We start from the raw sequence: 15699 nt of genomic DNA, 5'->3' as shown, positions 1-15699 counted from the left end.
CTTTAATGTGTTCATGACCTCTGCATTTTTATATAGGGCTTTTGTGGGAATACACCCTTCTCTTGTGTTTATTGGCTTCTCTGCCACTTTACAACTGGACTTCTTGCTGCCTTTGCTTCATCTAGCCTGCCTACAGATGTATGTTGTGGCGCCGAACTAACCAACTCTGGATTGTCCTTGGCCTCTTGGGCAATTTTGATTAAGGCATCTGCAAATTGATCCAGGGTTTCTTTGCTCTCCGTTTCAGTTGGCTCAAACATCATGGCCTCTCTAACAATTAGTGGGAAGTACACAGTGGGTGGATGATACCCATAATCCAATAATCGCTTGGCGATATTTAATGTGCTCATCTCTGCAATTTCTTTTTTAAGGCCCGCAAGCACAAACTCATGCTTACAAACACGATTGACCGCTACTTCATAATGGTCCTTCAATAAATGCATCAAGTAATTTGCATTCAAGACAGCCATTTCACTTGCCTTCTTCAAGCCATCTCCTCCCATTGATAAGATGTATGCAAAGGCTTTGACCGTAACGCCAAAGTTACCATAGAATGTACTGACTTTCCCAATGGATTGAGGTCTATCATAATCTAATATATACCGGTCTTCTTTCTTTTCAACCACTGGAGTTGGTAAGAAAGGAACTAAATCTTTTCTGACTCCTACAGGGCCACTTCCTGGACCACCACCACCATGAGGGGTTGCAAAGGTTTTATGGAGGTTTAAATGTACCACGTCAAATCCCATATCCCCTGGTCTGGTTTTTCCCATAATCGCATTTGTATTGGCACCATCATAGTAGAGAAGCCCACCAGCCTCATGAACAAGCTGTGCCATTTCTTTAATATTTGTCTCAAATAACCCCAAGGTATTGGGGTTAGTCAGCATCAAACCAGCAACTTCATCGCTCAATACTGCCTTTAAGCTTTCAACATCTACTTCGCCCTGGTCATTGGATTTTACTTCAATGATGTCAAATCCTGCAACAGCAGCGCTGGCAGGGTTTGTTCCATGGGCAGAGTCTGGACAAATTATTTTTTTCCTTTTATGATCTCCACGACTTTCATGGTAGGCTTTTATTATCATGAGCCCTGTCATTTCTCCATGAGATCCCGCTACAGGCTGTAGGGTCACCCGTTCCATTCCAGTGATTTCAGAAAGCATTTGATCTAATTCATAGGTTAATGCCAATGCACCCTGTACTGTTTCCTCTGGTTGGTAGGGATGAATATGACTAAATCCTGCTAATCTTGCAATGTCTTCATTTACCTTAGGATTATATTTCATTGTACAGGATCCTAAAGGATAAAAACCTGTATCTACACCGAAATTTTTATTGGATAGTAGGGTATAATGTCTCATGACATCCCCTTGACTTAACTCTGGTAATTCAACGTCTTGATCTCTAATCATTTCCGCCGGGAGTATTTCCGATAAATTGACTTCAGGCACATCACAAGCTGGTAGCTGATAGGCTATTCTTCCAGGCTTTGATAGTTCAAAGCTCAATTGATTATATTTTTTCATTTTATCCCCCCCAAAACCCGAGCTAATTGTTCAATTTCTCCCTTAGTTCGCTTTTCTGTCACAGCAAATAGGAGCATATTTTTTAGTTTTGGATCAAATTTCTCAAGATGATATCCACCTAATATGTCTTTTTCAAGTAGCCCACTTTGTACCACTTCCGCTGTCACGTCGGTTTTCACTGCAAATTCCTTAAAGAAAGGTTGATTGAATGCAAGTTGATATTTTCCAGACTTTGTGATTTCCTTTAATGCATAATGTGCTTTTTGAGTACTTTGAAGAGCAACCTCTTTCAATCCTGCTTTTCCTAATGTTGTCAAGTAGACAGCTGCTGCTAATGCATTCAATGCTTGGTTAGAACAAATATTAGAGGTTGCCTTTTCACGACGAATGTGTTGTTCTCTGGTTTGTAGTGTTAGCACAAATCCACGTTCTCCATTAACATCTGTGGTTTCTCCTACGATTCTTCCAGGCATCTTTCTCATTAATTTCTTTGTTGTAGCCATAAACCCTAAATAAGGTCCGCCAAAACTCAATGTATTTCCAAGGGCTTGTCCCTCTCCAACAGCAATATCAGCACCCAAATCTCCAGGTGACTTCAAGACACCTAGAGAAATTGGATCGACACTCATAATGAGCAGCCCCTTTTGCTCGTGAATTGCCTTTTCCACTTCTTCTACTTTTTCTATGATCCCAAGAAAATTAGGATTCTGTAAGATAACAGCTGCTGTCTCTTTTGAAATGGCATTTTTTAATTGTTCAACATCGGTGACGCCATCCTTGCTTTCAATTTCTACTATTTTAATATTTTTAAAGTTCGCATAGGTGTTTAATACCCGCTTTGATTCAGGATGTACTGTACTTGAAACGATTACTTCCATTCTTCTGGTGGCATCCACAGCCATGGCAGCCGCTTCAGCAATTGCACTGGAACCATCATATAAAGAGGCATTGGCTACATCCATCCCCGTTAGATTGGCAATCATTGTTTGATATTCGAAAATAACTTGAAGTGTTCCTTGGCTGATTTCAGCTTGATAGGGTGTATAGGCTGTATAGAATTCTGATCTTGATATCACATGATCCACTGTAGATGGAATTAAATGATCATAAGCTCCCGCCCCCATAAAGCAAGTTAAATCCTCAATGCTCTTATTTTGGTTACTTAAACTTTTCATATATTTCACTAGTTCAAACTCCGACAACGATTTCCCTAGATTTAATTCTCTATTTAAACGTACATTCTCTGGAATATCCTCAAATAATGATTCGATGCTGGGAAGGCCAATGGCCGCCAGCATCTTTTTTTCATCCTCTACTGTATTGGGAATGTATGGAAACATGTTATGCCTCCTCATCACATACTTTTTCATAATCCGATGGTGTAAGCAAGTTCTTTAGCTCATCTTCTTTCGTCATTTCAATTGCAATCATCCAGCTTCCATATGGGTCTTCATTCACTTTTGCTGGATCATCGGCTAATTCTTCATTTACTTCTACTACGGTTCCGCTTAAAGGAATATATAAATCAGATGCTGCTTTAACAGACTCCACCACACCAAAGTCATCTCCTGCTTCAAAACTGTCATCTACCTCTGGTTGTTCTACGAACACGATATCCCCCAATTGACTTTGTGCAAAATCTGTAATTCCAATATATGCTTTGTTTCCTTCTACCTTAACCCACTCGTGATCCTTTGAATAATATAATCCTGCCATTACCTTCATTTTAAAATCTCCCTTCACATTCACCTATTTTTTGTAGTTTTTCTTATAAAATGTCTTTGAAATCAATTCAGCTTTTACTTGCTTCTTACGGATTAATATATCCACTTCATTGCCTAATTCTGCATACTTTGCATCAATTAGTGCTAAACCAATATTTCTCTTTAATGTTGGTGAAAAATAACCCGTTGTCACAAAACCTATTTTTTCACCCTGGTGATACACTTCATAATCACTTCTAGGAATACCTCTATCCTTCATTTCAAAGCCTACAAGTTTTCTTGTTAAACCTGCTTCTTTTTGTTCAATCAAAGCTTTCTTACCAAGAAAATCCACCTCTTTTTTCAGCTTGACAGCAAATCCAAATCCCGCTTCTAAAGGTGTAATATCCCGATTGATTTCATGTCCATAAAGGGGCAATGCTGCTTCAAATCTCAATGTATCTCGAGCGCCTAATCCAATAGGCTTCAAGCCATCCTCTTGACCTACTTCAAGGAGTTTTTCCCATAATTGTACAGCGTCACTTGGATTCACATAAATCTCAAATCCATCTTCTCCAGTATATCCAGTTCTAGATATCAAACAGTTCACACCGTCTATGGTCACATCTCTTTGAAGATAAAAAAACTGAAGTTGTGATAGATCTGTCTCTGTTAATTTTTGTAATATTTTTTCTGCCTTGGGTCCCTGAAGCGCCAATTCCGACACATCATTGGATATATTGTTGACCTCTACGTCATAGGCAGTACTTTGTTTTAGCATCCACTCATAGTCTTTTTCTATGTTACCTGCATTGATCACAAGATAAAAGTAATCTTCCTCAAATTTGTATACCAATAAATCGTCAACCACTCCACCATTTTCATAACACATAAAACTGTAGATGATTTGATTTTTTTCCATTTGAGAAGCATCGTTGGTGATTAAATACTGGACAAAATTCAGCGCATCCTTACCCTTTATTTCAACTTCTCCCATGTGGGATACATCAAAAAGTCCTGCATTTGACCTCACAGCCTCGTGCTCAGGAATGATGCCTTCAAATTGTACGGGCATGGCCCATCCACCAAAATCAATCAACTTGCCTTTATGTTTTTCATAAACCGTGAATAAAGGTGTCTTTTTTGAATTTTCCAATCTAACTCCTCCTCTCATAATTTATAGCTTTAAAGCCTGTTAATTTTTTAACCACCCGATACCACCGGGGAGTATCTATACTTTCAAAATGAAAGAAGAGCATCGTTCTACTCTTCTTCCATTGTATTTACTATACTTCTTCAATCCAGCTTAAACAAACAAATATTGAATGTTGCTTCTACTCTATTATACAATAATACTCTTAACTTTTCAATTCTTAACGACTTGTTAATAATTAAACTTTATCTTCCTCTTACTGTTAAAAGTACTCTCTAAATCAAGTCTCATTTTTCATGAATTAATCTACCATGTCAAACTTAGCTTCTTCTATTTTACCTTCTTCCTCTAGCTTATCTTTGACAGTATATTTGAATCCGATGAACATGGCGGCCATAATGGCATACCCTATAGCGTATTGTGGATCTGCGAAGAACCCTAATTGAGGTGCATGCATGAGTCCAATTCCAGCTAACACAGCGCCACCTAGGGCTGCATAAGCGGCCTTTTGGTATTCATTGTCTAGTATAAACACCAGAATGGATCCCCAGATCAGCCCTGTAAACATGGCTCCTTGTCCTAAGGGTACAATACCTGAAGAAAGATTTCCCACCACTTCTCCTGCAGCATTATTAAACCGTGTCATAATGTAATTGGCAAAGTATGGGAACATCGCCAACACCACCGCTGGATAATGCTTTTCCTTTACCGATGCAAATGTTTGAGAAACCATTGAGATTCCTACAAAAACTAAGATTGGTGCAATAACCGGTATTGGAATAATGCGAGACATTGCTGCAATGATTCCAAATGTTGATGCCAGAAGAAATACAACACCATTGAGGACAGAATATCCTCTACCAGCATTCATCCACTTTGATCCAATAGATGCAATGTAAACAGTTGTTGGGAACACACCACCGAAAATACTACCGATCATCGTTCCAACACCATCTGCTAACTGTGATTCCGCAACATCATAATCATCTCCCGCTGCAGCCATGGCTTCTACGTTATTCATTGTTTCGATAAAGTTATAAATGGAAATTGGAAGTAATATAGCGAAAAGTCCTAGCATAGGTCCAAATAAATAGGAAATACCCTGTAAAAATCCAAATGTAGGAATCGGCGGATAAAATCCTACTGTGGCTAACCCTTCAGTAATTTGACTTGGATCTACGTTTCTTAATGTATAGGCCAATACGGTTCCTATTACAATGGCAAATAATGACGCCGGTATTTTAAATGGCATTGCTTTTTTAGCAACGAGGCCAATTAAAATTATGGCTAAAACTACCATTCCAACGATGGGCATTTCATACGTATTGAAGAATAACTCTCCACCGATGAAGGCAAATGCTACCCCAGATAATGCACCAAGCATGGCAGCTCTTGGTAAATGTGTCCTTACCCAGTTCCCGATGATACTTCCTAGGGCTTCAATAGCTCCCCCTAAAAAACAGGCTGCCATTCCAATTTTCCATGCCATTTCAGCATCACCCGTTAGGCTCAGTGCCGGTGCTAGAACCCCAAACAAATAAATAAACATAACCGGTGTACTAATTCCATAGGCTAAAGCAGTTACATTTGTTCTATTTTCTTTTTCTGCCAGTTTTTTAGCCATTTGTGCATAATAAAAGTTACCTACGAGCACAGCAATAGCAGCCCCTGGTATTACCTTACCATAAACAATATGAGCAGGATACCCAATACCAATCATTGTAACAGCAATCAATACAAAGTTAGCTAGGTTGTTCTGAAATAGTGCAAAAAAACCATCAATATCCTCACGTTTGAACCATGGATAAATTATCTTTGACATAAAATCCCTCCATATTTTTTTTTTATTTAGACGTCTCATTATACCATGTTACGCCTCATTTGTATAATTTTCTGAAAATTGCAATTTTTACTTTGTATATTTTATCTAAATTTTCACTTAATAAATCATTTGTTTTAGGCATTCTAGTAGGAAAACAGGTCTAAGGCTGTCCATGACAGAGTTAGAAGTATGTAAACAATCACCAAAAGCCTAATTGTTTTTTTCTAAAACAAAACCCTCCATTTCTCGTAATAGATGACTGATGGTTGTCTCTTTTGAGTTTTGCACTCTTTTTATACTATCACGAGTAAGATTGTAGTCTTGGGGATCCTGTATATCGATAATAAGTGGCAGGATCTCATACATCCGTTTTCCCTCCTGCCAATATCGATTTACCCAGGTTGGGATGATTGTGACTTCTTCAATTTTTATTGTTTGTTCTTCAAAGTTTTTGACCATATCCACATTTACGATAACGCCATCCTCTGTATATCTATTTTCTAATGTTTCATATCGTTGGTTGGATATAAAGTTACCCATGGAATAAACCACCAATGTCTTGTGTTTATCAACCTCTGATTGCACCCATTCTATAGGTTGAATCACATGTGGGTGACTCCCAAATATAATGTCTACGCCATAATTACTTAAAGCTTGGGCTATTTGTTTTTGATGTGTATTGGGTTTCCGATGATACTCATGTCCCCAGTGCATGTAAAAGACAATGACTTCAGCACCTTGCTCCTTCATTTCCTGGATTCGCCTCTTCATTTTCAGCAAATCCATTTCCAATTTCCCGTAGTCAAAGCTATCAATATTCCCCTCTAGCTCCTTGGGCACAGGAATTCCATTAAGGGTTTTTAAGCCTTGCCAAGGAGGCGTTTCATAGGTATAAGCAGTGCTTCCTACTTTAATCCCTTTTATATCAAAAATGTGATAGCTCTCATCAGATTCTTGTTTTTTTGTCCCAATTGGCTTTAATTCATATTGTTCTAGCACCTCAATTGTTCGTAATAATCCCAACTCCCCAGTATCAAATGTATGATTGTTTGTCGTGACAACACCCTTGAATCCAGCCTTTTTCAGTGCATATGCCAGTTCATCTGGGCTATTAAAGCGTGGATATCCTGAGTAGCCCTGTGCTTCTCCTGCGAAGGTTGTCTCTAAATTGACCAAGGCTAGATCAGCTCTTTCTATATATGGTTTTACAAATTGAAAGTTGTTCGTAAAGTCATGTTTTTTTGTTGCATGATTATATTGAGCTGTGATTTGTGGAATATGAACCATGATGTCTCCCACAGCACTAATTCTAATTTGAACAGGTTCAGGAATTTCAATGTTTTCTTCAATCTCTTCGCTCTCTTCAATCTCTTCATTAACGGCTACTATTGGATTTGATAGAATATCTTCTCTAGTGCTTGTACAAGCACTTATGGAAAGACAAAGTATCATTAACAGAAAACCTATTCTAAATCTACTTAATTTCATAATTCCCCCCCTCCTTCACATCTTCGATTTATTATTAAGACTCCCCCATGAATCAGGTCTTATTTGATGTGGCATTGGGTATATTATAGCAAAATTAGTTATCTTTTCCTACAAAAAAACACCTCAGTACTGAGGTATTTTTGTCAAATTACAATTGGTTTTGTTGAATGATATGTTGCTAGAGTCTTTTCTAATAAAGTGATTAGCTTCACCGATTTCCCAAGAATTTTATCATGTTCAGTCTGCTCAAGATTTATTTCTAAATTAGGTTCTGTACTTAAATGGGAAATGTCTTCTAATATGTATTCTTTAGCTCTTTCATGTAATCGCTCCGCCTCTTGTATCGTTAGTCGTCTTAACTCTGATTCTTGTCTATTATGACGATTTAGAATCCATTTAACGCCGTAATAAGTAACTACCCCTAGGGCAAGGGTAGCGCCAATTGAGGGACCCGGATCTAACTCTTTATTTTTTTGCCTTCCTAGAATCCTATCGGTTAGAGTTGGTTCCACATATCGACTTCGATGACAATGTCTAATTACAGCTAAAGAAGCTACTGGAATTCCAATGGCAGTTCCTTGGGCAATGGTCTCTTTTATTAAACTCTGATACCACTCTTCCTCTAAATGGTTTTCTAAAAAGTTCTCATCACTTCGGTATTCTTTCTCTATAAATTCATACTGTTCTATTGATATGCTAAGCATTTTTTTTATGTTTTTAATCAATTCAAGCTCTTCAGCACTATGTATATAATCTGCCCCCATTACAATCATAAAATCTTTCATTAAAGAAAATCGAAATATGTTATATTCTTGCCCCTCTAATGTTGTATGGATCTCATTATATAGTGTATTTATGTCATTCTTTGATTCAGTTAAGAATTCTAACAATACTTCTCTACCCTTACTATTTAATTGTATTTTAGCCATAATACGATATAGTTCTTTCATTTTTAATTGATTAACTTGTCGGTCTTGATCCACCATATAGGTTAGTAATTTGCAGTAAATCAGCTTTATATACTGTGGCATTTCTTCGATTGCCCTCACTTGATGTTTCATGTCACCCGTCCTCCATTCTTCACAACTTTCATTTGTTTTGCCAACTAAATCTTATCTTAGATTAGGTTTCTCCAATAAATATGAATTATAACCAATAAAAACAGAAGAAATCCCAATCCCCTATGAATACTTCTCCAACTTTTTCGTAATCCCTTTATTTTAGGGCCTAGTAAAGCAACTAATCCCATTAAAATAATTGTTCCCAATACTAGGGTTCCAGTATGTAGTGGGAATCTCCCAAAGGCTATCCACCCGTGATATAGTCCAATCAATACAATGAGACTTCCTAATATTGGATGAGTTTTTCTTATTATATTGTAGATCTTTCCATGGATTTCTGCATGCTGCCTTCCTTGTACTTTGATTTTCCTTAAGTAAGACAGTTTAACTGGATAGATTGAAGCCATTAGAACGATTAATACAACATTTATCCATCCTAAGGTTGATACCATATCCTAACCCCCCAACTTTATCTTTTAGAAAGCTTTTTATATTCCTTTCTAATTGATACCCAGTCTGGTTTTTATCTACCATTTTCCAAATATATTATACTTAAAACGTACTATTCATAGGTTTTTGAGGGAATCCACCAAAATGCTGGCAAACCCCAATAGCTTTAGCTGTTGCAGTTTCCATGGCTGATTTGATCCCAACTCCAGTCAATCGACAAGATATATACTGGGAGATGTACGCATCACCCGCCCCTAATGTATCAATAACACTTAATTTCTCACTTTTAATTTTGGTAAATTTTTCACCATCGTAAACAACACTTCCCTTATCCCCTAGGAGCAAAATCACTTCCTTAGATCCTTCTTTGTGAATTTCTTCCATTAAAGTTCTTTCTTTTTGAGTAAATTCGTCCCTAGAAAGACAGGGAAAATCGATAAAGGAGGCAGTGTTTAAAATAAGTCTTTCATTTTGTAGCCTTGAGTAATCAAAGGACACTGTCCCTCGGCTCTTCATTTTATTTATCAAGGGTAATAATCCACCTATAATTGTGGCATGAATATGATCTTGTTCTTGGATCAAAGTGATCTGCTGATCTGTTAATCTAAAGGCTTCAAGTACACCTCTTCTCGATTGACCGTAGGACTTTTCCCCCTTATGCATCTCTATCTTTACCAAAGGGCTCTTTCCCTCCAAATAGGTAGCATATTCTACGTTAATCTCTTTTTCAGTTAAAGCCTGGGTAATAGATTCCCCATAGTAGTCCAAAGCAATGGGTCCTATGTAGCTCAATTGATGCTTACTCTCCTCAGCTAAAGTCATTAAAAAGTTAATACAACCGCCTCCAATGTAGGCTTCTTCCCTTTGATGGTAGTCATCAATAATATTTTCTCCCACTGCTGCTATCTTCATATGATCTCCTCCAAAATTTCTCCTAGCTTTTTGCGTGATTCTAACATTAAACCACCTGTTTCTTTTGATAAATGACACAATATATAACTGATTATATATCCTTAGTTTTATGTTTACCATGATCTTTTTGGATTACAACATTGTTCTTGTTCTGATTTTTACTAAAAATCATTCATTTATGTTTCACAAACTACTGGTTGTTTTTCATTATATAATATCAAAAAAAAAAGTGAGGAGAATCTCCTCACTTTTAAAAAAATTTACTACTTATAAATCTGCAGCTGATTGTCCTGCAACTCTACCAAATACAATAATATCAGCTAAAGCATTTCCACCTAATCTGTTTCCACCATGAATTCCACCAACAGCTTCTCCCGCTGCGAATAATCCTTGAATTACTTCGCCATCTGCATTTAATACTTGGGCAGACCCATTGATTCTAACGCCACCCATTGTATGGTGAACTGCTGGCCCTACTTCAATAACATATACATTTCCTTCTTCGATACCTCTTGGCATATCATCTCGTCCAAATTCAGCATCAACTCCAGAATCTACTAAACCGTTGTAAGTGTCTACTGTTCCTTGTAATGTTTCAGCATCTATTCCTAATTTCCCTGCTAATTCTTCAATTGAAGAGCCTTCAGTTACGATACCTTGCTTAATATATCCTTCGATTGCACTTAAACTTTCTCTAATGTCATCTCCGAAGAATAATAATCCTATTTCTCCTTCTTGTGCTAACATAGCTTCTGAAACAACGTCTCTTGTGGCTAATTCGTTAACAAATCTTTGTCCATCTTTATTAATTAAGATAGCACCATTACCCCTTACTGCTTCTGTAATCATACTTCCATTTGAAGGCACCGCTGTTGGATGTGTTTGGATTTCTTCCATATCTACAAGTCCTGCTCCAATAGCAGCAGCCATTGTAATACCATCACCAGTTGCTCCTGGTTGGTTAGTGGTTCCGAAACCTTCTAATGCGCTATCCCACTCCACTAACATTGTACTGTTGGCACCAAATCCACCTGTAGCTAAAATAACTGCACTAGCTGCAACTGTGAACTCTTGTCCATCTTTATTCATTGCCACTACACCACCGATTTTTCCATCTTCAGATAAGATTTCGATAGCAGTTGTTTCTATCATGATTTCAATGTCTCGAGCTTCTACTGCGGCTCGTAACGTTCTTACTAATTCTGGTCCAACTGCTGCTCCACCAGAAGGTCTATGGGAACGATTGTTTGTAGATCCACCTAATCTACCAACATCATTGAAGTCTCCACCTAATTCAAGTAACCATTCTACTGCATCAGAAGCATTTTCAGTAAAGATTTGTACTAATTCAGGATTGTTCATATCATATCCACCGGTCATCGTATCTTCATAATGTACTTCTACACTATCTTCAATTCCTAATTCAGCTTGTACGCTTGTCCCAGCAGCATTAAGTCCACCTGTGGCTCTTAATGTGTTCCCACCTACCATTGGCATCTTTTCAAGAACGATTACTTCTTTCCCTGCATCATGTGCTTCAATTGCAGCGGCTAACCCTGCTCCACCTGAACCGATGATAACGACATCTGTTTGGATATCTGCTACCCCTTGTGGTTCCTCAGTGTCAGCTGGCGCATCACCTGCACAGCCTGTAAGTAGTGAAATAATTAACATTATCACCACGGTTATTCCCAATAATTTCTTGTGTTGTTTCATATTAAGTTCCTCCTTATTCTTATTTTTTCGACAAGTTAAAGATATCACAAGTGTTTTACTTTGTTAATGTTTTGTTCATATTGTTCATATTGTTCATATTGTTCATAAACTAAATATTTAAAAACAAAATGAATCCCACTACAATTATGAGAAAGTTGTGAGTCTCTCTGAATTGCAGCGGGATTTATTTCCATATAGACGATCTATTTATTCTCTAAAGGCTCTATTATTTTTACATATTTTAGGATATTTTTATAATTTTAATTTCTTCAGCCAATACCTTTTCCATTAAGAAAGCCACACCATTTTCTTGATTTGTTTTGGTCACCCAATCTGCTTCATCAATAATAGCCTGTTCTCCATTTCTCATGGCAACTCCTAAACCAGCGTATTGAATCATAGATAGGTCGTTATAGTTATCTCCCACTGCGATCATCTCTTCAGCTTGTATGTCGAGTTTTTTAGAGAGATATTCTAAAGCATGGCCCTTGGTTGCATTGCCATCTAATATTTCAATATTATCAGAGCCTGAACTGGTTACATTGATAGATTTGATCTCACTTAGCTTTTCTTTTAGTCTATTCAATTGTATATTATCCTTTGAGTAGACAAATACACTGGCTACCTTACCACCATTTTTTACGTAGGATAAAAAATCAACCTTTTTATGAGTCCCACTTAAAAATACCATCTTGGCTGCTGTTACATAGGCTTTTATAGGTGACATATTCTTTATAGAAACAAACTTTTGAATGGTTCGCATACGCTGTCGCCGGCTTTTGATGTATGTGTGATTTGCGTCTGACACATGATAATACAAATCTTTTTCTGATTCAAAAATGTCGATAATCTTTTCCAAAGCATCCTGCTCCATAAATTTTTCATAGATAATATTCTCTTGTTTATCACGAATCACAGATCCATTATTTGTAACTAACCAACAGGATATGCCTAGTTGCTCTAAGTAAGGCTTCACCGTTGGAAAGGGTCTGCCTGTACAAATAGCTAAATCGATTCCATGTTCTTTTCCTCTAGTTAGGGCTTCGATGTTTTCTGTTGATAGTGCTTTGTCATCCATTAGGAGTGTTCCATCCATATCGGTGGCTAGCAATTTATAGTCCATTTTTTATATTCTCTCCTTTAATTACAATGCTTTCTATATTATAACGCTTTTCCGACGAGTTGGGAAACGCTATAAAGCCAATTTACCCTCTAATTTTCATTACAGTGTTTATTTTCTATATTCTTGCGCAGAATATGTAGTATCTCTCAGGATTCATCTACTTTCCTCGATATTTTGTCACTTATTACAAAATTATTAAAAATAATTATTTAAAAAGGATGGGAGATGGTATACATATATTAATGATATGTATTATTGAAGAAGTCAGAATTTCTATTTTCTATTAACGCTTCAGCTTGACATCTTTGAAGGTTCATTATACCATTAATAAAATGGTGAATTATTCATACATATACTATAAATTACAATTCACCGTATAAGTAAGAGGAGGAGATCAGTTATGTTATCAGAAAAACTATTACAAGAATTCAATGAGCAAGTAAAGCATGAATTTTTCTCTGCAAATTATTATTTAGCCATGGCAGCATATTGTAAATCAGAAGACTTGGAAGGATTTGCAAACTTCTTTATCGTGCAAGCAGAAGAAGAAAGATTTCATGCAATGAAATTTTTTAACTTTATCGATGAGTTAGGTGGCCGTGCTGTGATTACAGCATATGATGAGCCTAAAAACGATTTCAAATCCTTACAAGAAGTCTTTACCGACTCCTTAACTCATGAGCAATTTGTTACAAGTCGCATCAATCACTTGATGGACATTGCTGTTACAGAAAAGAATTATGCCTGTGTTAGTTTCCTTAACTGGTTTATTGACGAGCAAGTAGAAGAAGAAGCAACAATGTCAGCCTATTTAAGTAGACTTAAACGAATTGATGAAAACAGCCATGCCATCTATATGTTAGATGCTGAATTAGCACAAAGAACATTTACCCCACCGGCTGCAGAATAGTTATTTCGTCTCAACAAATCAAAATAATTTAAAAAACGAAGAAGTCGTGATGAAAACATCACGACTTCTTTATTTATTGCATACTATGATTAAGAATACATCTTTCTTTATAAGTGGGTGAAAATATGTTCAAATACAATTTAATGCATCACTGGCGTTCCTTGGTATCAGGGGTCGAAACTAAGATCCCATTAAAAAATGGTCAGATGACAACCTATATCAACTTTGATAACGCGGCCACAACCCCCCCTTTACTTTCTGTATTAGAAGAAGTGGTGGCTTTTTCTCCTTGGTACTCCTCTATACATAGGGGTACTGGCTATAAGTCCCAGCTATCCTCCGATAGATATGAAAAATCTAGAGAATTAATCGGTCATTTTGTTGGAGCAGACCTAGAGAAAAATACTGTTATATTTCTTAAAAACGCAACAGAAGCAATTAATAAGCTTTCCTATCGTCTTTCTAATCAAAGTCCAAACCCTGTGGTACTTTCAAGTTTTATGGAACACCACTCCAACGATTTGCCTTGGCGTGATAAGTATCGTGTTGATTATGTCGACATTAAAGAAAATGGCTGTCTTTCATTAGAGGATTTGGAACACAAACTAATACATTATAAAGGAGAAGTTAAGCTGGTGGCCATTACTGGCGCTTCTAATGTGACTGGATGTAAAAATCCCATTAACCGCATTGCAAATATTGTTCATCAATATGGAGCACAGCTTTTAGTGGATGGTGCTCAACTCATTCCACACGCTCCTTTTTATATGAGTTCCTCTAATCCACTTGAAAATCCAGATTACCTTGTTTTTTCCGCCCATAAAATGTACGCCCCCTTTGGCATCGGTGTCTTAATTGCTCCAAAGGATGTATTTCGTCAGGGACCCCCTGAGTATGTAGGAGGTGGCACAGTTGAATTGGTGACCCACGATCATATTAAATGGGCCGATGTTCCTAATCGGGAGGAAGCTGGTTCCCCCAATATTCTAGGGGTAGTGGCTCTAACGGCCGCCATGAAAACCTTGAATGAAATTGGCATGGAACATATTGATAGGCATGAACAAAGTTTAACCAGATACACATTAGAAAAACTCAATTCAATTTCGGATATCACTGTCTATGGGGATATGACTCTGAAAAATCGTGTAGGCATCATTTCTTTTAACATTGAAGGATTGACTCATGACCTAGTGGCTAAAATCCTATCTGACGAAGGCGGAATCGCTGTTCGTAATGGTTGTTTTTGCGCCCAACCCTATGTTCAACGGCTCCTTGGTATCCCTCCCGATGAGGTTGAAAAACGCAAGGAGGATCCCACTCTATTTCACCCTGGAATGGTTCGAGTTAGCTTTGGTTTCTACAATACCTATCGTGAAATTGATATTTTTATCAGCCTGCTAAAAAGAATAATACAATACAAAGGGTATTATGTTAAAAAGTATACAAACCACCATTAACCTTTCTTTTGATCATTTTTTCCCTCAAAAAATCCCCTAGGGTTCCTAGGGGATTGTAAATTGTTATTTACAAAAGATTCCATCTCTAATAATGTTTATGCCATCGGTGAGCTTCTTTAAAAATACCTCCATATTTGATCTTGCCAGTGAATATAGCATTTCTACCAAAAGAGTCGCATCTACGTCATATTTTATCAGCCCTCGAACTTTATCCTTTTCGGGATATTTTGCCATCTGCTTCATTACATCTGATGCAACTGATGAAATAAACCAAAAGTCAGGTAAATCAATGAAGAGTGTTTTTATTCCTACTACTCCAAATCCCACTCCTGGTATGCTTGTAATGCTTCCTAATGAGTAAATAGCTTATCTTGA

Annotated in this window: 14 protein-coding genes; 3 read left to right on the top strand and 11 right to left on the bottom strand. The window is 37.2% G+C overall.

Going from position 1 to position 15699, the window contains the following annotated elements; genetic code table 11:
• Nucleotides 1-68: 68 nt before the first annotated feature.
• From gcvPB to AMET_RS06650, 11 genes are all read right to left on the bottom strand, one after another.
• Nucleotides 69-1529, bottom strand: a complete 1461-nt coding sequence (gcvPB, locus tag AMET_RS06700; RefSeq protein WP_012062598.1) for an aminomethyl-transferring glycine dehydrogenase subunit GcvPB — start codon at nucleotides 1527-1529, stop codon at nucleotides 69-71.
• Nucleotides 1526-2869 carry an aminomethyl-transferring glycine dehydrogenase subunit GcvPA gene (gene gcvPA, locus AMET_RS06695; RefSeq protein WP_012062597.1) on the bottom strand — a complete coding sequence of 448 codons (1344 nt, stop codon included), beginning with the start codon at nucleotides 2867-2869 and terminating at the stop codon, nucleotides 1526-1528. The genes gcvPB and gcvPA overlap by 4 nt, the downstream gene beginning before the upstream one ends.
• 1 nt (nucleotide 2870) lies before the next feature.
• Nucleotides 2871-3254, bottom strand: a complete 384-nt coding sequence (gcvH, locus tag AMET_RS06690) for a glycine cleavage system protein GcvH (RefSeq protein WP_012062596.1) — start codon at nucleotides 3252-3254, stop codon at nucleotides 2871-2873.
• Nucleotides 3255-3278: 24 nt separating this feature from the next.
• Nucleotides 3279-4388 carry a glycine cleavage system aminomethyltransferase GcvT gene (gcvT, locus tag AMET_RS06685; protein WP_012062595.1) on the bottom strand — a complete coding sequence of 370 codons (1110 nt, stop codon included), beginning with the start codon at nucleotides 4386-4388 and terminating at the stop codon, nucleotides 3279-3281.
• A 298-nt stretch (nucleotides 4389-4686) separates the two neighbouring features.
• The gene (locus tag AMET_RS06680) at nucleotides 4687-6207 is read right to left on the bottom strand and encodes a uracil permease (protein WP_012062594.1); all 1521 of its coding nucleotides are present in this window, start codon (nucleotides 6205-6207) and stop codon (nucleotides 4687-4689) included.
• A 210-nt stretch (nucleotides 6208-6417) separates the two neighbouring features.
• Nucleotides 6418-7695 carry a CapA family protein gene (locus tag AMET_RS06675; RefSeq protein WP_012062593.1) on the bottom strand — a complete coding sequence of 426 codons (1278 nt, stop codon included), beginning with the start codon at nucleotides 7693-7695 and terminating at the stop codon, nucleotides 6418-6420.
• Nucleotides 7696-7838: 143 nt separating this feature from the next.
• On the bottom strand, nucleotides 7839-8756 hold the full coding sequence (locus tag AMET_RS06670; RefSeq protein ID WP_012062592.1) for a hypothetical protein: 918 nt from the start codon (nucleotides 8754-8756) through the stop codon (nucleotides 7839-7841).
• Between the two features lie 56 nt (nucleotides 8757-8812).
• The gene (locus AMET_RS06665) at nucleotides 8813-9208 is read right to left on the bottom strand and encodes a hypothetical protein (RefSeq protein WP_012062591.1); all 396 of its coding nucleotides are present in this window, start codon (nucleotides 9206-9208) and stop codon (nucleotides 8813-8815) included.
• Nucleotides 9209-9308: 100 nt separating this feature from the next.
• Nucleotides 9309-10118 carry a PfkB family carbohydrate kinase gene (locus AMET_RS06660; RefSeq protein ID WP_012062590.1) on the bottom strand — a complete coding sequence of 270 codons (810 nt, stop codon included), beginning with the start codon at nucleotides 10116-10118 and terminating at the stop codon, nucleotides 9309-9311.
• A gap of 267 nt (nucleotides 10119-10385) precedes the next feature.
• Nucleotides 10386-11834, bottom strand: a complete 1449-nt coding sequence (locus AMET_RS06655) for a flavocytochrome c (protein ID WP_012062589.1) — start codon at nucleotides 11832-11834, stop codon at nucleotides 10386-10388.
• Nucleotides 11835-12075: 241 nt separating this feature from the next.
• Nucleotides 12076-12957: a Cof-type HAD-IIB family hydrolase gene (locus AMET_RS06650; RefSeq protein WP_012062588.1), complete on the bottom strand. Its 882-nt coding sequence runs from the start codon at nucleotides 12955-12957 to the stop codon at nucleotides 12076-12078.
• Between the two features lie 400 nt (nucleotides 12958-13357).
• Between AMET_RS06650 and AMET_RS06645 the strand changes: the two genes are divergently transcribed.
• The 3 genes from AMET_RS06645 to AMET_RS27320 all read left to right on the top strand — a co-directional run bounded on the left by AMET_RS06645 (nucleotide 13358) and on the right by AMET_RS27320 (nucleotide 15685).
• Nucleotides 13358-13867, top strand: coding sequence for a ferritin (locus AMET_RS06645; RefSeq protein ID WP_012062587.1), 510 nt, complete (start codon nucleotides 13358-13360; stop codon nucleotides 13865-13867).
• A gap of 125 nt (nucleotides 13868-13992) precedes the next feature.
• Complete coding sequence (locus tag AMET_RS06640) at nucleotides 13993-15324, top strand: aminotransferase class V-fold PLP-dependent enzyme (RefSeq protein ID WP_012062586.1); 1332 nt, start codon at nucleotides 13993-13995, stop codon at nucleotides 15322-15324.
• Nucleotides 15325-15415: 91 nt separating this feature from the next.
• On the top strand, nucleotides 15416-15685 hold the full coding sequence (locus AMET_RS27320; protein WP_083760870.1) for a DUF502 domain-containing protein: 270 nt from the start codon (nucleotides 15416-15418) through the stop codon (nucleotides 15683-15685).
• The last annotated feature ends 14 nt before the right edge of the window (nucleotides 15686-15699 follow it).

The organism is Alkaliphilus metalliredigens QYMF, from assembly GCF_000016985.1.
Taxonomy (GTDB): domain Bacteria; phylum Bacillota; class Clostridia; order Peptostreptococcales; family Natronincolaceae; genus Alkaliphilus_A; species Alkaliphilus_A metalliredigens.
Note: the sequence above shows the minus strand (reverse complement) of the source record. Positions and strands in the feature narration are given on the sequence as shown.